The sequence below is a fragment of the Marinomonas sp. 63XJN7_9_ISO-PGPR-S23-217 genome, assembly GCF_056173515.1.
Genome location: NZ_CM149678.1, coordinates 1357501 through 1376619, shown reverse-complemented (window position 1 = coordinate 1376619; position 19119 = coordinate 1357501). Strand labels below are relative to the sequence as shown.

16 protein-coding genes and 2 rRNA genes (1 of these 18 only partly in view) are annotated in these 19119 nt (G+C 45.8%); 1 reads left to right on the top strand and 17 read right to left on the bottom strand.

The annotated features are described in order from the left end of the window. Positions 1-80 precede the first annotated feature (80 nt). The 12 genes from AC0VYI_RS06410 to AC0VYI_RS06355 all read right to left on the bottom strand — a co-directional run bounded on the left by AC0VYI_RS06410 (position 81) and on the right by AC0VYI_RS06355 (position 10222). Positions 81-374 carry a S24/S26 family peptidase gene (locus AC0VYI_RS06410; RefSeq protein WP_199477292.1) on the bottom strand — a complete coding sequence of 98 codons (294 nt, stop codon included), beginning with the start codon at positions 372-374 and terminating at the stop codon, positions 81-83. A 75-nt stretch (positions 375-449) separates the two neighbouring features. Then, positions 450-599 (bottom strand): hypothetical protein, encoded by a 150-nt coding sequence (locus AC0VYI_RS06405; RefSeq protein WP_199477291.1) that lies wholly within the window; start codon positions 597-599, stop codon positions 450-452. After that, on the bottom strand, positions 584-847 hold the full coding sequence (locus AC0VYI_RS06400) for a hypothetical protein (protein ID WP_475448072.1): 264 nt from the start codon (positions 845-847) through the stop codon (positions 584-586). Before AC0VYI_RS06400 ends, AC0VYI_RS06405 begins: the two co-directional genes overlap by 16 nt. Before the next feature lie 9 nt (positions 848-856). Further along, the gene (locus AC0VYI_RS06395) at positions 857-1300 is read right to left on the bottom strand and encodes a tetratricopeptide repeat protein (RefSeq protein ID WP_475448069.1); all 444 of its coding nucleotides are present in this window, start codon (positions 1298-1300) and stop codon (positions 857-859) included. A gap of 312 nt (positions 1301-1612) precedes the next feature. Continuing rightward, entirely contained in the window at positions 1613-2242 is a 630-nt protein-coding gene (gene cobO / locus AC0VYI_RS06390; protein ID WP_475448066.1) for a cob(I)yrinic acid a,c-diamide adenosyltransferase, read from the bottom strand. A gap of 23 nt (positions 2243-2265) precedes the next feature. Next, entirely contained in the window at positions 2266-2880 is a 615-nt protein-coding gene (locus AC0VYI_RS06385; protein ID WP_475448063.1) for a trimeric intracellular cation channel family protein, read from the bottom strand. 75 nt (positions 2881-2955) lie between these two features. Beyond that, entirely contained in the window at positions 2956-3546 is a 591-nt protein-coding gene (locus tag AC0VYI_RS06380; RefSeq protein WP_475448061.1) for a histidine phosphatase family protein, read from the bottom strand. After that, positions 3543-4316, bottom strand: coding sequence for an adenosylcobinamide-GDP ribazoletransferase (locus tag AC0VYI_RS06375; RefSeq protein ID WP_475448059.1), 774 nt, complete (start codon positions 4314-4316; stop codon positions 3543-3545). Before AC0VYI_RS06375 ends, AC0VYI_RS06380 begins: the two co-directional genes overlap by 4 nt. A gap of 72 nt (positions 4317-4388) precedes the next feature. After that, positions 4389-5450: a nicotinate-nucleotide--dimethylbenzimidazole phosphoribosyltransferase gene (gene cobT, locus AC0VYI_RS06370; protein ID WP_475448057.1), complete on the bottom strand. Its 1062-nt coding sequence runs from the start codon at positions 5448-5450 to the stop codon at positions 4389-4391. 12 nt (positions 5451-5462) lie between these two features. Then, positions 5463-6230, bottom strand: a complete 768-nt coding sequence (gene rlmB / locus AC0VYI_RS06365; protein WP_475448055.1) for a 23S rRNA (guanosine(2251)-2'-O)-methyltransferase RlmB — start codon at positions 6228-6230, stop codon at positions 5463-5465. A 25-nt stretch (positions 6231-6255) separates the two neighbouring features. Next, positions 6256-8844, bottom strand: a complete 2589-nt coding sequence (rnr, locus tag AC0VYI_RS06360) for a ribonuclease R (RefSeq protein ID WP_475448053.1) — start codon at positions 8842-8844, stop codon at positions 6256-6258. 571 nt (positions 8845-9415) lie between these two features. Further along, positions 9416-10222, bottom strand: coding sequence for a pyruvate, water dikinase regulatory protein (locus AC0VYI_RS06355; protein WP_325097305.1), 807 nt, complete (start codon positions 10220-10222; stop codon positions 9416-9418). Between the two features lie 250 nt (positions 10223-10472). Here AC0VYI_RS06355 and ppsA point away from each other — a divergent pair, with 250 nt between their 5' ends. After that, complete coding sequence (gene ppsA / locus AC0VYI_RS06350; RefSeq protein WP_475448051.1) at positions 10473-12869, top strand: phosphoenolpyruvate synthase; 2397 nt, start codon at positions 10473-10475, stop codon at positions 12867-12869. Between the two features lie 111 nt (positions 12870-12980). On the opposite strand, the gene AC0VYI_RS06345 is transcribed toward ppsA, so the two are convergent. The 5 genes from AC0VYI_RS06345 to AC0VYI_RS06325 all read right to left on the bottom strand — a co-directional run. Beyond that, positions 12981-14015 carry a succinylglutamate desuccinylase/aspartoacylase family protein gene (locus AC0VYI_RS06345; RefSeq protein WP_199477281.1) on the bottom strand — a complete coding sequence of 345 codons (1035 nt, stop codon included), beginning with the start codon at positions 14013-14015 and terminating at the stop codon, positions 12981-12983. After that, positions 14015-14920, bottom strand: a complete 906-nt coding sequence (gene rimK / locus AC0VYI_RS06340; RefSeq protein WP_199477280.1) for a 30S ribosomal protein S6--L-glutamate ligase — start codon at positions 14918-14920, stop codon at positions 14015-14017. The genes AC0VYI_RS06345 and rimK overlap by 1 nt, the downstream gene beginning before the upstream one ends. 301 nt (positions 14921-15221) lie before the next feature. Continuing rightward, positions 15222-15818 (bottom strand): NAD(P)H:quinone oxidoreductase, encoded by a 597-nt coding sequence (gene wrbA / locus AC0VYI_RS06335; RefSeq protein WP_475448049.1) that lies wholly within the window; start codon positions 15816-15818, stop codon positions 15222-15224. 862 nt (positions 15819-16680) lie between these two features. Then, positions 16681-16795, bottom strand: a 5S ribosomal RNA gene (gene rrf / locus AC0VYI_RS06330). 155 nt (positions 16796-16950) lie between these two features. Continuing rightward, a 23S ribosomal RNA gene (locus AC0VYI_RS06325) occupies positions 16951-19119 on the bottom strand; it runs 725 nt beyond the window's last position.

The following is a 19119-nucleotide window of genomic DNA, read 5'->3' as shown; positions in this document are numbered from 1 at the left end:
GCTTGATTTTTAAAAAGCGTACAGTTTTTTGTACACCCCTCTCAGGCGAGATGCTAACAGAAACCTCGTCATCCATCGGCCTATTTCATAGAATTCGCACATATGCGAAAAACAACTTTGCCCAGTACACGCCGAGGGGAAACCCAACCAATACGCTCTGATTCTAAACTAGTCGGGTGCTCTCCAATCAGCCATAACTGACCGTCTGGCGCAATATGACGTATTTTTTTTATGATAATGCCATACAAAAAGTGATCAACTACGACAACATCTCCTACGCGACACGAGAGAAACAACCGACTTGTTAAAACAAAGTCATTATGGTGCAAGTAAGGCGCCATACTTTGCCCCTCGATTTTCATTAAGCGAAACATGAATAACCTCCTCTCTCACCATGTTTATAGTCCAACTCTATGACAAAAGGTGTTATTTAGCGGCAACAATCCTTGTCACTTCGCCTGACAAAAAGAAGATTGGCTCTGTATACGATAGCGTCTCTGTGCCGCCTGTATGGCCATGTCCGAGACCGTAATACGATGTGCTTTAGCGGTTTTAAAACCAATCACTTTATCTAACAAACAAATCACCCCATGCAACATACTCTATGACTCCTTTTTTGTTGGTGAAACCCATGCTTTTTTCCACGATGTTTGCGGCCTCGAATACACTGTTTATAGACAACACCAGAGACAATAAAAGCCCCGACAAGACACACTAAAAAATCATGCAGCAACGATGCCCATTGCCCTGTTTGTCCATGATCTAATGCAAAAGACAAAGAGCTAAATCCCAGCATAAAGAGAAATAGGATGCCTTTTTCTCTACTCAAATCACTTCGCCTTTTCATATCATTCTCCTAATGGAAGGTGGTTGTTAACGCGGGAGGGGCTGCGTGGGAAAGTGGGCGTAACGAAACAGGATATTTAACCACTACCTCCTTTCCACAACTTTGTGTGAACAGCTCCCATTCAAAACGAATATGGTTCATTGTCTGCAAGATAAGATCACGCTGCTCCAAAGCTAAACCAGGACGTGCAATCACGTCTTGTAAAAAGTCAATGGCCTTCTCAAATTGTCTATTGGCAGCAACCACATCTCCTAAGCCTGTATAAGATTCTGCTATACTCAAGTAACTGACCGCCATTGCCGCCACGGCAGATTCGGGATCCAAACAGAAGTCATCCTCAAAACCTTTTAATATCTGATCAAGCGCTTGTTGATTAAAATCCACCGCTTCTAAAAAAGCATGATTAGAATAGGCTTGATTCGCTTGTCTTGTTAGTTTTTCCCAGTACCGCATCGTCTTCCCCACCTGTCACTTAAGATGAATGTATCAAAACACTTAATGAGAATAATTATCATTTAAAAGTTAAGATAAATCCAGCTCTATTTGATAATAAATCTCATTTATTTTTGCTATCAGGAGCGAAACAAATCATCAAACACACCAATAATCAGATGTGTTTTTTAAGACGCATGTGTGCACGCAGGTGCTTAAAGCATGTAAGACAACGGATATAGATAAGTAAGATACTTTAGATAGGAAGGTAGTCCGTGAATAAGGCTCAGACCTTGTTCACGGACTCAGGCGATAGGGTCATGCACAAAAGTGCTACCACTCAATGCCGGCTTGCGCTTTTACCCCATTGGCAAATGCATGACGCTCATTGGCAATTTTACTGTGCGTGTCCACACTGTCTAACAAGGCTCTTGGTGCCGTACGACCTGTCATCATCACATTTTGATGCTGAGGACGATTTTTCAACACCTCAATGAGGTCAGCATCATCCAAGTAACCATATTTGTACATATAAGTAATTTCATCTAATAGAACAAAATGAATATCCGGATTCGATAACACGCCTTTCGCCAATTGCCACGCTTGCTCTGCCGCTTCTTTTTCCAGTTCAGGGTTGCGAGTTTCCCATGTGAAACCATGGCCCATCACATGAAATTCGACGCTAGGATGAGCCCCGAAAAACAGCTGCTCACCTGTGGCTTTGCGGCCTTTAATAAATTGAATTACGGCACAGCGCTGTCCATGCCCCAAAGCACGAGCCATCGTGCCAAACGCGCTGGAACTTTTGCCTTTACCATTCCCGGTTAACAAGATCGTGACACCACGCTCCTGTGTGGCCGCTGCAATACGCTTATCAACCACCTCTTTCTTTTTTAACAACCGCGCTTCATTTTTGGCCGCTTGCTCGTCGGTATGGGCCGATGGTTTCTCTTGCTCTGACATAATTGGTCTCTTTTTGATTCGCATTATTTCTTTTTATAAAGTAGCCAACTTGGGTAATACAACCCTTTGTGAATAGCAAACAGCCTCAGTATAAAGATCAAAGACGCCGCGTAAATCGAGTTATATTCATGATGAGGAATGTTTTTCTGCAAGATAACAAACAAAAACGAGCCTAAGAAAGCGGGCGTAGCGTAAAACTCACGACCTAATATCAAAGGTGGACGATGACTCAATACATCACGAATAATGCCACCAGCCACCCCAGTAATCACTCCCATGGTAATCGCAATCATCGGAGAAAAACCAAGAGCAAGAACGCGCTGCGTCGCAATCACTGTAAATAAAGCCAAACCAAAAGAGTCTGCATAATGGAAAACCTGTTGGCGATCTTCAATGATACGAACCGCAAAAAAAGCAAAGGCAGAAGACAAAAAGGCCACCCATAAATAGGAGGGATCTTTTACCCAATAAACCTCATCAACCCCTAAGATCACATCCCGAATTGTCCCACCACCAAGGGATGTCACCATGCCAATCAGTGCTACACTGAATAAATCCATATCGCGCTTCCCAGAGGAAATCACGCCCGTGATGGCAAAAGCGGCGATGCCCACCATGCCTAAAATATATAGCAACATTGCTTTTTTAGTCTCTATAAAATATTCACTGGCTGGCAAGCGCAGACCAATGTTCGTTTCAAACAAATGGTGTGACTAATGAGGCACCCAATCACCTGCCCCTAAACGGTTAAGGGTAATAAACTCTCCACGAATGGTTAATTCCGTCACACTGTTAAAGCCCACATCAATACGGTGACACTGAGCTAATGGCCACTGACACAATAAACTGACAAGTACCTTAATGACCCCTGAATGGGTCACCGCAATACAAACGTCCAGCTCTTTATCCTGAACCGATTGCCACCAACCCGCGACTCGCTTCGCTAAGGATTGAAGTGACTCCCCTTGATAGGGGGCGGATTGAACCATGTCTTCCATCCATGAATCGATTGCTTCTTTAGATATCGTGTGCCAAGACTGATTTTCCCATTCACCAAAATCCAGCTCTTTCAAAGCATCCACACAAGAAGATGTGCCTCGGCTTAACAGTTGACTCAACTCCGCCGCTCGACTTAACGGACTGTGATAAAAGGCCACCTTCTTATGCGCTAAACGGTCATCAAGGTAGGACTGCAATATGCGACTCTGCTCTTGCCAACCTTCCAATAGCGGCACATCGGTCGCACCATAACACAGCCCCGTTGGTACATCCGGCTTAGGGTGACGAATCAACAACAGCTTCACACAAACACTCCTAACACACATAGCAGAAGAATAACTTCGCCTATCTGCTCCGTCGCCCCCAATGTATCGCCATTAAAACCGCCAATTTTCTTTTTCAAATAAAAATGCGCGCCGAGGGTAAATAGAGCTAAGATGCAAATCGCTTTCAGCAGGTAAGCAAAATCAAACAACACCAGCAGAATACAAGGTAGAAATACAATCCCCCATTCCTTCCCTTGTAGCGTTGCAATCATCGTCTGCGCCTTACTCTGTCCAGTGGACACATAGTCCAGCGAATTCATGAGCACAATCGGCACCACTCGTGCCATTGTATGTGCAGCAATCCAAATCAATAAGCTAGACCATGCCCCATCATGCAAAGAGGTGATCGTCGATAAAATTTGTGTTAACAACAGCCATTTCAGCATCATAACAAACCAAATGGCGAGAGCTGCATAGCTACCAATACGTGAATCCTTCATGATGGAAAGACGCTGTTCCTGAGTCCAGCCTCCAATCAGACCATCGCAAGCATCCATCAAACCATCTTCATGAAACCCGCCGGTCAACAGCACAGCGCTAAGTAACATGAACAAGGCCTGTAATGAGGCACTTAACCCATCAAACAACAACGGCCAAGCACTTAATACCGCTACCAATACCCCAACCCACGGTAAAAAGCACACCGCTGGAGTGTGCTCTTTATCATCCCAATCCACCTTAAGTGGCAGGCGTGTGTAGGTAACAATGCTGCGTTTAAGCCCTTCTAAATAAGGAGTGAATTGACTCACGCACCGTCTCCTATAGACAATTTCTCTTACTGGTATGGTTACGTTTAAATGTCACACATTGACACGTAAACGCTAGGATTTACTACTGACACCAGCACTTTCAAAGCTTGCCATCTGATTCAAAAAGACAGTGGCGCTTTGAATCAAAGGATAAGCAAGAATGGCACCAGAGCCTTCACCTAAACGTAAATCCAAGGATAAAATGGGTTCAACCTTTAGCTGTTCCAGTAACAATCGATGGGCTTTTTCATTCGATTGATGCGCAAACATCGCGTAGTGACGCACATTAGGTTCAACTTTTTGAGCGAATAAGAACGCCACAGTACAAATAAAACCATCCACCACAAACGCCGTTTGTCTATGGGCAGCTTGTAGCATAGCGCTTGCCATGGCAATGATTTCGAAACCACCAAGCTGCTCAGCTAAGGTTTGTGGACTCCACTCTACCGCAGCCATGCCTGTTTCTTCTTGTGCACGCTTAATAGATGCCTCAATGACTCGCGCCTTATGCGACACGCCCGCCTCATCCAGCCCCGTTCCCCGACCAGAACATTGACTCGCTGACAGGCCAGTCATTGCACTCATCAAACAAGAGGAGACACAGGTATTACCAATACCCATTTCACCGAACATAAGCAGATTACAGCCCGCATCAATTGCTAAATCAGCTTCATCCACTCCTGCGCTGATCGTTCTTACTAGCTCTTGGGAGGTCATCGCAGCTTGTTGGCTAAAGTCTTTCGAGCCAAACGCCACTTTGCGCTGACCAAGCAAAGGGTGATCATCAATGCTTGACTTAACGCCCACATCAACCACTCGCAGAGGCACACCATGCTGTTGACAAAACACACTGACTGCAGCCCCACCCATTAAGAAGTTCATTACCATTTGCGGTGTCACTTCTTGTGGAAACAAACTGATCCCCTGATCAACGACGCCATGGTCAGCTGCGAATACGATCATTTGGGGTCTTGAGACATCCGGTGTCAGGCTATTTTGAATCGTCCCCAATTGAAAAGCGATGCTTTCCAACTCCCCCAACGCCCCAACGGGTTTGGTTTTGGAATCGATTTTATGTTGTAAAGCTGCCTTTAACTCCAACGAAGGCAACGAAATATCAAATTGCTCGAACACCGAACAGTCTCCTTAAGCCAGCGCTTTCAAAGCGCGTTGACGAACCACTTCATATAAACAAACCCCCGTTGCCACAGAGACATTCAAGCTTGACACCACACCGGCCATTGGTAGTTTCACCAGATAATCACACTGTTCACGGGTCAGACGTCGCATGCCTTCTCCTTCTGCCCCCATCACAATGGCCGTCGGAATCGTCAAGTCTTGCTCATAAATTGTTTGCGTCGCTTCACCAGCGGTACCAAATATCCACACCCCTTGGTCTTGTAGCTTTTTCATGGTACGAGCAAGGTTGGTAACCGCAAAAACAGGAATGCTTTCAGCGGCCCCACAGGCAACTTTACTCACGGTAGCATTCATCGGAGCAGAGTTGTCTTTTGGCATAACCACCGCATGAGCCCCGGCGGCGTCGGCGCTACGTAAGCACGCCCCTAAATTATGAGGATCGGTCACACCGTCTAAAATAATAATCAACGGATTTTCATCTAAGCCAGCAACTAAGCTATGCAGATCCGCCTCATTGCCCGCTTTGGTCAGAGTTGTATAGGCCACAACCCCTTGATGAACCACTCGCTCTTTGGTCTTCGTAAACAACTGATCTAACTCACGACGAGCCACCAAGCTGTAACGTACTTTATGTGTTTTACACAATTGGACAAGACGCTGTGTCTTTTTATCATCTCGGCCTTCTTGAAAACGCACTTCTTTGACCCGTTCAGGCTGTTGTAACAAAGCATTTTCAACAGCGTGAATACCATAGATCCATTCTAAATCAGACATTTTTACCTTTTACTCGATCAATCAATTAATCACGCGCACGTGGCTTAGCATTGTTCTTTTTGACTTTTTTTTTGGCTTTCTTCGGTTTTTTCACCGCAGAGGTGGTGGACTTTGCCGCGGCAGCCGACGACGATTTTTTCTGACGAACACGTTTGCCTTTAGATGGCGTGCGGCGCTTTTTCGATTTTGCCTGCACACCGTCTTTCTCCCCTTTACCTTTACTCTCTTTAGAAGAGGCGATCTTCTCGTCCTTGGGAAGATTTTTTGGTTTACCGCGGCCACCTAATTCTATTGGCGGCAACTGGGCAAGCTGCATTTCCAACTCAGTTAAATCATTACGCTCTACTTTTTGACGTTGACGTGGCTTAGTTTCATCTAGGCTTAAATCAATCTTACGTTGCTCAAGGTTGACACTGGATACACGCACTTTTAATGTATCACCAAGACGGAATACCCGACCAGTCCGTTCACCAATGATCGCCTGATGCTCGATATCATGAACAAAGTAGTCCTGACCGAGCCCAGAAATATGCACCAACCCATCAACGAACAAACCTTGTAATTCCACAAACAAACCAAATGAGGTAACGGCCGTCACTACCCCTTCAAATGCATCACCTAAATGCTGCTCAACGTATTGGCATTTTAACCAGGCTTCCACATCGCGAGTGGCTTCGTCTGCGCGACGCTCTGTCATCGAACAGGAGTCACCTAAACCATCCATATCCGCATGGTCATAACCATAGATTTTGCGCTCTTTAATCGTTGGGCTACCTGCCACACGATGTGCTTGACGCACCACAGGGCGACCTTCGCCACGAATCAAGTAACGAATGGCACGATGGGTCAACAAATCAGGATAACGACGAATCGGCGAGGTAAAATGGGTATAAGCAGGGTAATTCAGACCAAAGTGGCCCATGTTATCCGCTTGATATACCGCTTGGGACATAGAACGCAGCATCATGGTTTGAATACTACGAGCATCCGCCCGATCTTTAATCTGTTCTGCTAACTTGGCGTAATCATCCGGAGTTGGCTTCAGACCACCCGTTAATTCCAAGCCAAGCAAACCAAGATAAGTACGCAGGGTTAATAGCCGCTCTTCTTTTGGTCCCTCGTGGACACGAAACAAGGCAGGCAAATCCGCTTTGATCAATAACTCTGCGGCAGCCACATTGGCACACAACATACATTCTTCGATCAATTTATGGGCATCGTTACGCTCTACCGGAACAATGTGCTCAATCTTAGAATCCTCATCGAATACCATACGCGTTTCAATGGTATCGAACTCCATCGCCCCCCGCTCATCACGTGCTTCTTTCAACACATGATACAAGCCGCTTAAATCATCAATATGTGACACGATGGAGGCATAACGCTCACGCAGCTCTATACCTTGTTCACCGGGCTCTGATGAAATCATTTTCGCGACCTTGGTATAGGTCAAACGGGCATGGGAGCGAATCAAACCTTCGTAAAACTTATAGCCACGCATCTTACCGCGAGACGTCAACGAAATTTCCGCCACCATCGCCAAACGATCTACATCTGGATTCAAAGAACACAGACCGTTCGACAAAATCTCCGGCAGCATAGGAATCACACGACCTGGGAAATATACCGAGTTGCCACGCACAATCGCCTCTTCATCCAAGGCTGTGTCTTTTTTCACATAGTGGGACACATCGGCAATCGCCACCAGTAGCTTCCAACCACCAGGCGTCTTTTCACAATAAACGGCATCGTCAAAATCCCGCGCGTCTTCGCCATCAATAGTGACAAATGGAGTATCACGGAGATCCACACGATGCGCTTTGTCTTCTTCGGCTACTTCGCTACTAAAATGCTTAATCTGCTGTTCCACGGCAGCAGGCCACTCGTTAGGGATTTCATAACGATGCATTGCCACTTCAATTTCGACCCCTGGTGCCATAAAGTCACCGAGAATCTTCTTCACTATGCCTTGTGCTGGTTTGCCGCGCTCTGCATAACTGACAATTTCTGCCAACACATATTGTCCGTGAGAGGGAGTTAAACCAGAATCTTTGGTAATGAGAATATCTTGAGAAATGCGCGGGTTTTCTGGAGTGACAAAAGCCGTACGACTTTCCTCGCCATTTTTTTCTAGATAATAGCGTCCAACCAGCTGACTGTGCTTACGTTCTAATATCTCAACCACAACACCATCTAAACGGCCTTTTACACTTCGGCCAGACAGGCGCACTTTCACCTTATCGCCATCCATCACATTTTGCATCTGACGGGCCGATAAGAAGATATCATCGTCACTAGGGCGCAATAAGAAGCCATGTCCCTCTTTATTACCTTGCACATAACCTTCAATCAGGTCGCTTTCTAAAATAGGGGTGTATTCATCTTGCTGATTACTAACTAGTTGACTATCGCGGCACATGGCGATCAAGCGACGGCGAAGGGCTTCTATTTCATCTTCCCCTGTCAGACCAAAGGCTTTGCACAGGTCAAAATGACCAAGGCTTGTGTTCTGGGTCGCCAGAAACTCTAGAATAAACTCTCGGCTCGGTACCGGATTATCGTATTTAGAGGCTTCGCGCTGCTGATGTGGGTCGTTAATTTTTTTATTACTCAATGTATTTTTATCCTTGATTTGTTCAATAAGATGCAGCCTTATGAAAATATGGGTATTGGCATCTTATACTCTGCAGCGCCCTGTTCCTCTATAGTCTTATGCCGTCTAGTGTTTCTTCTAGTTAGCCGCTTAACAAGTCGCTGACCTGTCTAGGGAAGGTACAAACAAGTCCTCCTGTCTCGGTAATTGCTCCTGCATTGCGATGCTTCGAAAGCTACACTCCTCAACATCACGCCTTAATTGACCATCTTTCTGAAAGCCTGAGTCTTAGACAACTTATTCGCACCTTCCCTGATAAGGCATTATTATAGAGTATTCTCCGCCAATACTCTTTAGCTTAACGCACTTGTTCACATAAACTGCACAAGCAGCTCGAAATAGCCAACCTCACGTTATTGCTCTATGTGTAATTTCACAACAAAACGCACTCATTCGCTAATCTTAAGGGTTTTTATACCGATTGATTGTGATAGTTTTAAGGTGACGTCGCACCTTTTTGCGTCAAATCCAGTTAAATAACCCACAAAAAACAAGAACCCATCGAATAAGTTGATAGGTTTTTCAACAAAACTCACTGTCTATGACGCACCAAATGCATTTCGGCCATTACTTTGGCGGAAATTTCTTCCACCGATAACCGCGTAGAATTCAAGAAAGGAATCCGTTCTTGTCGATATAAAGACTCCACTTCTTCTAATTCATAACGACACTGACGTGGCGAAGCATACTTACTAGATGCCATGCGTCCTGTACGAATTTCGTGCAATCTATCGGGATCAATGGTTAAACCAAACAACTTTTTCTTATGAGGACGAAGCACTTTTGGCAAGCCTGGCGCGGAAAAGTCATCTTCTGTAATCGGATAATTCGCCGCCTTAATACTGTACTGCATGGCAAGGTACAAACTGGTGGGGGTTTTCCCGGACCGAGATACACCCAATAAAATGATATCCGCTTGATCGAAATTTTTGATCGATGCGCCATCATCATTCGCTAAGGCGTAGTTAATCGCCTCGATGCGAGCATCATAGACCCCCGCTTTCATACCATGGGCCTTTTGAGCCGTCGGCAGGGCTTTCACTCCCAAGGCTTTTTCAATGGGTAACAGCAAGTCACCAAACACGTTATAACAGTGAGCATCACAAGATTGAATAATCTCACGGATTAAGATGTCAGAAATCGTATAAAACACCAGTGGAGCATTGCCATTCACCACTTCTAAATTGATTTGTCTTTTTAAACCATTGGCTTGGTCATTGGTATTTACAAAAGGCACACTTTGCATTTCGATTGGGATATCAAAAAAGGACAATATCGCAGAACCGAACACTTCAGCCGTAATCGCCGTTCCATCGGAAACAAAATATACTTTCATCATTTTTTTCTCTTTTTTGTTGTTATACAACAACATTGAATTTTTAAATTGAAATAAAACAACATCGAATAATCGATTTTATTCCTCAGCACTCCTCTACATACAATGATCTCATTCGCTGCACTTTGACAAGCGCAGGCTAGAAAAATCTTCCGGCAGTCTTGTCTTGATATCTCAGCGATGTCGAACAGCACGATGATATGAAAGACACAATAAAAAGAGCTTTTACGTTTAACAATTTCTGGAGTGCCTTGTGAGCAAATTTATTAAGTGGTTTAAAGATCTTCGTTTAGAAGATGTCGGTGAAGTCGGCGGTAAAAACGCATCTTTAGGTGAAATGATTTCCAACCTGACGGACCTTGGTATTCAAGTACCAAATGGTTTTGCAACCACTGCCTATGCTTATCAAAGCTTTCTAGAAGAAAGTGGCTTGGATTCAAAAATCCATGAAACCCTAGACAGCTTAGATGTCGATGACGTTCATGCTCTTGCGGAAGCGGGTGTGCAAATTCGAAGCTGGATTGAAAATGCGTCTTTCTCGGCTGAGTTTGATCAAGAAATCAAAGACGCCTTTGCTGTACTTTGCGATGACAACCCTAGCGATACGTCTTTCGCTGTTCGCTCTTCGGCAACCGCTGAAGATCTACCAGATGCGTCTTTCGCAGGACAGCAAGAAACCTACTTAAACGTCAAAGGCTTGGCAGATATTAAAGCCTCCATTAAACGCGTCTTTGCTTCACTATTTAATGATCGCGCGATCTCATACCGTGTGCATCAAGGCTTTGAACACAAAGGGGTGGCACTGTCTGCAGGCATTCAAAAGATGGTTCGCAGTGACATTGGCGCCTCCGGCGTACTGTTCACATTAGACACCGAATCAGGCTTCAACGAAGTGGTCTTCATCACAGCCGCTTACGGTCTCGGTGAAATGGTCGTACAAGGCACCGTCAACCCAGATGAGTATTACGTACATAAAACCACATTGGCCGCTAACCGCCCTGCGGTTGTGCGTAAGTCTCTTGGTTCTAAAGCGCAAAAAATGCAATACGCGGAAGCTGGCAGCGAAGAATTCGTCGAAATTGTTCCTGTCGAGTTGAATGACCAAAACCGCTTCGCACTGAGCAATGAAGAAATCGAAGATTTGGCACGCCAAGCTTGCATCATTGAACAACATTACCAACGCCCGATGGACATAGAATGGGCAAAAGATGGGGTAGATGGAAAACTTTACATTGTTCAAGCCCGCCCAGAAACCGTCCGTAGTCAAAGCAATGCACAAAGCATGGAACGTTATTCTTTGAAAGAAACCTCATCCGTGCTCATCACAGGCCGCGCGATTGGTCATAAGGTTGGCACAGGCGAAGTCAAAGTCTTGTCGTCTATTACCGAGATGGATCGTATTCAACCGGGTGACATTCTCGTGACTGACATCACGGATCCCGATTGGGAGCCCATTATGAAACGTGCCTCGGCCATCGTCACCAATCGTGGTGGACGTACCTGTCATGCTGCGATTATTGCTCGAGAACTGGGCATTCCCGCTGTCGTCGGTTGTGGTGATGCCACAGAGGTTTTAAAAGATGGACAATCCGTCACGGTTTCTTGTGCCCAAGGGGATATGGGCTTTGTCTACCAAGGTCAGCTCAAGTTCGATGTGATCACCTCCGAAGTGGGCAACATGCCTAACCTACCAGTGAAAATCATGATGAACGTGGGCAACCCAAACCGTGCGTTTGATTTTGCCATGTTGCCTAATGCTGGTATCGGATTGGCTCGTCTTGAGTTCATTATTAACCGTATGATTGGCATTCACCCGAAAGCGCTATTGAATTACGATCAAATGGATGCCTCTCTGCAAGAAGAGATCAACCATCGTATCGCGGGCTACTCGGGCCCTGTGGAATTCTATGTCGACAAGCTGGTAGAAGGGATCGCCACGTTGGCTTGTTCTTTCTCTAAAAAGCCCGTCATTGTTCGTTTATCTGACTTTAAGTCAAACGAGTACCACAACCTCGTTGGTGGTCCATTGTTCGAACCAGATGAAGAGAACCCAATGCTAGGCTTCCGTGGAGCGGCTCGCTATATCGACGATTCGTTCCGTGATTGCTTTGCATTGGAATGTGAGGCCATTCGCCAAGTACGTAACGAAATGGGCTTAACAAATGTTCAGATTATGATCCCATTTGTGCGCACACTCGAAGAAGCTCAACAAGTCACCGAACTATTGGCAGAACAAGGCCTAGCACGCGGAGAAAATGGCCTGAAAGTCATCATGATGTGTGAACTTCCATCCAATGCCTTACTTGCTGATAAGTTCTTAGAATACTTTGACGGCTTCTCTATTGGTTCAAACGATCTAACCCAGTTAACCCTTGGATTAGACCGAGACTCCGGTCTCATCGCGGATAAGTTCGATGAACGCAATCCTGCGGTGAAAAAATTATTGAAGATGGCAATTACCGCCTGTCGTAATAAAGGAAAATACGTAGGGATTTGTGGCCAAGGGCCTTCGGATCATGCGGATTTTGCAGACTGGCTGGTCGGTCAAGGTATTGAGAGCATGTCTCTTAACCCGGATACTGTCATCGAAACCTGGCTGCATCTTAATGACGTGTTGGAAAACTCATCATTAAGTCAGAATGCCGTTTAACGACGGCGCGTTACGTTTATTGTAGCGTCACTTTCTAGTTTGATAGCCCTGCTTTGCAGGGCTTTTTTTTGCTAGCTAACAAATGATCTCGCCCAATGGGCCTAAATACAGTTAATCTAAAGGAAAAGCTTGGTCGTTCTCCATCAATTCATCCTGCATACTTTCCACGTATTCAGCGACCTCATCTGGCGAAGAAAAATGAGCAATGTGATACATCGCATCCCCTTCTTGAACCAGTGGAATGTTTTGCTTACCAATGATGATGCCACCCTTTTTACACACCACCTCATCCAGCACTTCCCCATAAGGATCTTTAATTTGAGCCAGCAACTCGTTGTTTTCAACAAGATCACCCAAGGCTTTCAAATGCGTTGTAAAACCACTATCGGTTGCTCTAATCCAACTGCTGCTTCTGGCAATTCTGGGCTCTGGCAATGACTTTTTACGACGAGATTTCGATAGCATACCAAGGTGTCGCATCACACCAATAATCCCTTTTACCCCCGCTCGGATAGATAATTCATCGAAACGTAGGGCCTCACCCGCCTCATACAAGATCACTTTTGCACCGACATCATTTGCACACTCTCGCAAAGAACCGTCCCGAGAATTAGAGTTTAAGATAACAGGGACGCCAAAGGCCTTTGCCATCCCTAAAATGTCTTGATCATCCAAGTTGCCACGTATCTGCGGTAAATTAGAACGATGCAAACTCCCAGTGTGCAAATCAATTCCATAATCCGCTTTTGACACCACTTCCGTTAAAAACCGATCCGCCACTCGTCCAGCCAAAGAGCCACGTTTGGAGCCTGGAAAGCTACGATTCAAATCCCGTCTATCTGGCAAATAGCGGCTTTGGCTGAGTACACCATAGCCATTGACCACCGGTACGGCAATTAAAGTGCCACGAATTTTATCCATATACTTACTATTAATCAGGCGGCTAATGATCTCAATACCGTTCAGTTCATCGCCATGAATCGCAGCACTGACAAAAAGCGTCGGGCCAGGACGCTTACCACGTCGAATATAAATCGGCATGGACATGTTCGTATCGGTATACAGCTTAATAATTGGCAACTCAATTTTAATGGTTTCGCCAAGTGAAATATCAATTCCATCTATCGATAAAATATCATTACTCATCAACCCTTCCCTTTCGTCTTCGTCGTCCCGGTAATCGATGCTTTTTCCAAGTATTGAATAATCATTTTAGCCACATCTTTTTTGGTTGCAGACTCAATACCTTCAAGACCCGGGGATGAGTTAACTTCCATGATCAAAGGGCCATTATTAGAGCGCAATATATCGACGCCGCACATATTCAGCCCCATTACTTTCGCCGCATCAATGGCCGTTTTACGCTCCTCTGGCGACAACTTAACGAGAGTAGCCGTTCCACCACGATGCAAATTAGAGCGAAACTCCCCCTCTGCACCTTGCCGTTTCATCGCAGCCACCACTTTGCCACCAACGACCAAACAACGAATATCCGCACCGCCAGCTTCTTTGATGTATTCCTGCACCAAAATATTAGCCTTTAACCCCATAAAGGCCTCGATAATGGATTCAGCGGTTTTATTAGATTCCGCCAACACCACGCCAATCCCCTGTGTACCCTCTAACAATTTAATCACCACCGGTGCCCCGCCAACATTTTTTAGCAAGTCGCCAATTTTATCTGGATGGTGAGCGAACCCTGTTTTGGGTAAACCAAGACCTTTACGGGACATTAACTGTAAAGAGCGTAACTTATCTCTTGAGCGACTAATCGCCACAGATTCATTAATACTGTAAGTGCCCATCATCTCAAACTGACGGACCACGGCCGTACCATAAAAAGTAACAGAAGCACCGATCCTTGGAATAACAGCATCGTACATAGGCAAAGGCTGACCATCGTAACGAACCGACGGGCTGCTACTGGTAATGTCCATATAACAGTGCATCGTGTCTATCACATCCACCTCATGGCCCAGTTCTCGACCAGCTTCCACTAAACGTCGAGTAGAATAAAGGTTGGGATTGCGCGATAAAATAGCGATTTTCATAGGTATTCCTTGGACAAAAAATAAAGCCGCTTTGATCAAAAACAACAGAAAAAAATATGGTGGTACCACGAGCGCGAGAATAGAGAATAACCTCATACGAGGGAAGCGATATTTGATCTAAAACACAAAATATTCATCGTCATCACAAGTGACAAAAATACATCAGTATTCCCTCTTTCCCGTTTCTAACACTCGCTTTAGCAAAAGAGAAGAAAAACCGTGCATTTACTGATGAACAGACAAAAAAAGGTAGGCCTTCAAGGCCTACCTTTTTTGTCAATAAATCTACGAGCAAGCCGAGTTATGCACTTAGCTTCGCAGCAATTTCCGCTACATGCTTACCTTGGAAGCGTGCCATCGCCACTTCTTTCTGAGATGGCTGGCGACTACCGTCGGCGCCTGCAACCGTACCAGCCCCCAATGGAGAGCCCCCTTTTACTTCACTCACATCCGCCAACTCTGGGCAAGAATAAGGCAAACCAACCACAACAAAACCATGGTGAAATAGCGTTGTATGAAAAGATTGAACCGTTGTCTCATTACCACCACCAGTACCAGTAGACGTGAATACACTGCCAACCTTACCGACTAACTTACCTTTGGCCCATAATCCCCCCGTCATATCCAGAAAATTTCTCATCTGAGCGGCCATATTGCCAAAGCGAGTGGGTGAACCAAAAATAACGGCATCATACTCTTCCAAGTCTTCAGGCTTGGCGATAGGAGCCGCCTGATCAAGCTTTATTCCCGCGTTTTTTGCCACATCCTCTGGCATCAACTCGGGTACTCGCTTAATGTCAACCTGAGCACCTGTGCTTCGCGCTCCTTCAGCTACTTCATTCGCCATCGTTTCTATATGACCATAACTTGAATAGTACAGTACTAATACTTTTGCCATCTCCGTCTCCTTCCTTTGTTATTCAACCATTAATGCTAGTACTTAAATCTGAGAATAAAAGGCATACAGATAAGACTACAAAATTCTTTGAATTTTTTTGGATAATATTGCAACCATACTTATAGGTTATTGGTTCTATTTCATATTTCCAATATATGCTAATTTGCCGACAGACCTTGCCATCGGCTGTAATTTATAACAATAGTGAGAAGTTTTGCGTTTAATTCTCGCAGATGCATTGAGCCTAAAAAACAGTGAGAGAACCTGAAAGAGTACGCTTTCGATGAGTAAACGGCGGATGGGATCCCTTGATCTAACGCTCTATCTTTGAAAAGATCTATACAAATCAATCGTCACCTTGCTATTAGATTTGCGCAGATGCGTTGAGTCTTCGAAACAGGAGCAAGCGAATACGATGGCAAGGTGGCATCTGCTTGTCTGTCATAAAGTGCCCCTCACGTCCATAAGCGATGGTGATTTCCCATAACGAAAAAACCCTACCCTACCCTACTTAGCAGGATAGAGTTTCTCTTAATAAAATATTGATAACGACCTACTCACACATGATAAAAAGATTAACTCAGATCAATCGTCACCTTGCTATTGGATTCGCGCAGACGCGTTGAGCCTGCGAAACAGGCGCAAGCGAATACAATGGCAAGGTGACAATCTAAAATGGCTTGTTTTTTGGTCGAAATAAAATCATTTAATGAGAGAGAGGCATCTATTACAACACCTTGTCAGACACACTTAATTGAGACGGTATGGGATCAGGTGGTTCAACCCAGCTGATGGTCTACAACATTTCTTGAGACGAAAAAAAGCCCTGACAGCATAGCTATCAGGGCTTTCTCAAATTAAATCTTGATAACGACCTACTCTCACATGGGATCTCCCACACTACCATCGGCGATGGCACTTTTCACTTCTGAGTTCGGGATGGGATCAGGTGGTTCAATGCCTCTATGATCATCAAGAAAACTGGCTTGCATTTGTTATGGCGGCTTTGTGTTTTCCTCTCCATAACTCGCAAATTCGTTCACTTGTCTCTTTTAACAATTCATTTTTGAAATAGCGATAACCAAGGTCAAACCAGTGTCTATCGTAACCTGTAAAACCACTTTGGTGTTATATGGTCAAGCCTCACGAGCAATTAGTATTGGTTAGCTCAATGCCTCACAGCACTTACACACCCAACCTATCAACGTCCTCGTCTCGAACGGCTCTTTAGGGGACTTATGTCCCAGTGAGATCTTATCTTAAGGGAGGCTTCCCGCTTAGATGCTTTCAGCGGTTATCCCGTCCGAACATAGCTACCCGGCAATGCCACTGGCGTGACAACCGGAACACCAGAGGTTCGTCCACTCCGGTCCTCTCGTACTAGGAGCAGCTCCTCTCAAATCTCAAACGTCCACGGCAGATAGGGACCGAACTGTCTCACGACGTTCTAAACCCAGCTCGCGTACCACTTTAAATGGCGAACAGCCATACCCTTGGGACCGGCTTCAGCCCCAGGATGTGATGAGCCGACATCGAGGTGCCAAACACCGCCGTCGATGTGAACTCTTGGGCGGTATCAGCCTGTTATCCCCGGAGTACCTTTTATCCGTTGAGCGATGGCCCTTCCATACAGAACCACCGGATCACTAAGACCTACTTTCGTACCTGCTCGACGTGTCTGTCTCGCAGTTAAGCGTGCTTTTGCCTTTACACTCTATGCATGATTTCCGACCATGCTGAGCACACCTTCGTGCTCCTCCGTTACTCTTTGGGAGGAGACCGCCCCAGTCAAACTACCCACCACACAGTGTCCTCGATCCGGATTACGGACCTGAGTTAGAACCTCAAACATACCAGGGTGGTATTTCAAGATTGGCTCCAATAGAACTGGCGTCCTATCTTCAAAGCCTCCCACCTATCCTACACAAGTAGGTTCAAAGTTCACTGTGAAGCTATAGTAAAGGTTCACGGGGTCTTTCCGTCTAGCCGCGGATACACAGCATCTTCACTGCGATTTCAATTTCACTGAGTCTCGGGTGGAGACAGTGCCGCCATCATTACGCCATTCGTGCAGGTCGGAACTTACCCGACAAGGAATTTCGCTACCTTAGGACCGTTATAGTTACGGCCGCCGTTTACTTGGGCTTCGATCAAGAGCTTCGCTTACGCTAACCCCATCAATTAACCTTCAAGCACCGGGCAGGCGTCACACCCTATACGTCCACTTTCGTGTTTGCAGAGTGCTGTGTTTTTAATAAACAGTTGCAGCGGCCTGGTATCTTCGACCGACTAGTGCTTACGGAGCAAGTCCTTCACACCGGCCGGCGTACCTTCTCCCGAAGTTACGGTACCATTTTGCCTAGTTCCTTCACCCGAGTTCTCTCAAGCGCCTTGGTATTCTCTACCTGACCACCTGTGTCGGTTTGGGGTACGGTTCATGTATATCTGAAGCTTAGAAGTTTTTCCTGGAAGCATGGCATCAACCACTTCACCCAAAAGAGGGCTCGTCATCAATTCTCGGCATTCTCTCTTAAAGAGTGACCCGGATTTGCCTAAGTCACTTGCCTACTACCTTAAACACAGACAACCATCGCTGTGCTGGCCTAGCCTTCTCCGTCTCTCCATCGCAATATACATAAGTACAGGAATATTAACCTGTTTCCCATCGACTACGCATTTCTGCCTCGCCTTAGGGGCCGACTCACCCTGCCCTGATTAACATGGGACAGGAAACCTTGGTCTTCCGGCGGGGGAGGTTTTCACTCCCCTTATCGTTACTCATGTCAACATTCGCACTTCTGATACCTCCAGCCTGCCTTACAGCTTGACCTTCAACGGCTTACAGAACGCTCCTCTACCGCTCATCCTAAGATGAACCCGTAGCTTCGGTGTACAGTTTGAGCCCCGTTATATCTTCCGCGCAGGCCGACTCGACTAGTGAGCTATTACGCTTTCTTTAAAGGATGGCTGCTTCTAAGCCAACCTCCTAGCTGTCTAAGCCTTCCCACATCGTTTCCCACTTAACTGTAACTTTGGGACCTTAGCTGACGGTCTGGGTTGTTTCCCTTTTCACGACGGACGTTAGCACCCGCCGTGTGTCTCCCGTGCTCATACTCATTGGTATTCGGAGTTTGCATGGGGTTGGTAAGTCGGGATGACCCCCTAGCCCAAACAGTGCTCTACCCCCAATGGCAATACACGAGGCGCTACCTAAATAGCTTTCGAGGAGAACCAGCTATCTCCGAGCTTGATTAGCCTTTCACTCCTATCCACAAGTCATCCCCAGCCTTTTCAACGGATG

Excerpts from the sequence above, each read along its gene's own strand:
- AC0VYI_RS06395 (WP_475448069.1), bottom strand. The coding sequence starts at position 1,300 with ATGCGGTACTGGGAAAAACTAACAAGACAAGCGAATCAAGCCTATTCT.
- wrbA (WP_475448049.1), bottom strand. The coding sequence starts at position 15,818 with ATGGCAAAAGTATTAGTACTGTACTATTCAAGTTATGGTCATATAGAA.
- rlmB (WP_475448055.1), bottom strand. The coding sequence starts at position 6,230 with ATGTCTGATTTAGAATGGATCTATGGTATTCACGCTGTTGAAAATGCT.
- AC0VYI_RS06385 (WP_475448063.1), bottom strand. The coding sequence starts at position 2,880 with ATGTTGCTATATATTTTAGGCATGGTGGGCATCGCCGCTTTTGCCATC.
- AC0VYI_RS06400 (WP_475448072.1), bottom strand. The coding sequence starts at position 847 with ATGAAAAGGCGAAGTGATTTGAGTAGAGAAAAAGGCATCCTATTTCTC.
- rimK (WP_199477280.1), bottom strand. The coding sequence starts at position 14,920 with ATGAAAATCGCTATTTTATCGCGCAATCCCAACCTTTATTCTACTCGA.
- AC0VYI_RS06345 (WP_199477281.1), bottom strand. The coding sequence starts at position 14,015 with ATGAGTAATGATATTTTATCGATAGATGGAATTGATATTTCACTTGGC.
- AC0VYI_RS06405 (WP_199477291.1), bottom strand. The coding sequence starts at position 599 with ATGTTGCATGGGGTGATTTGTTTGTTAGATAAAGTGATTGGTTTTAAA.
- cobO (WP_475448066.1), bottom strand. The coding sequence starts at position 2,242 with ATGTCAGAGCAAGAGAAACCATCGGCCCATACCGACGAGCAAGCGGCC.
- AC0VYI_RS06355 (WP_325097305.1), bottom strand. The coding sequence starts at position 10,222 with ATGATGAAAGTATATTTTGTTTCCGATGGAACGGCGATTACGGCTGAA.
- AC0VYI_RS06410 (WP_199477292.1), bottom strand. The coding sequence starts at position 374 with ATGTTTCGCTTAATGAAAATCGAGGGGCAAAGTATGGCGCCTTACTTG.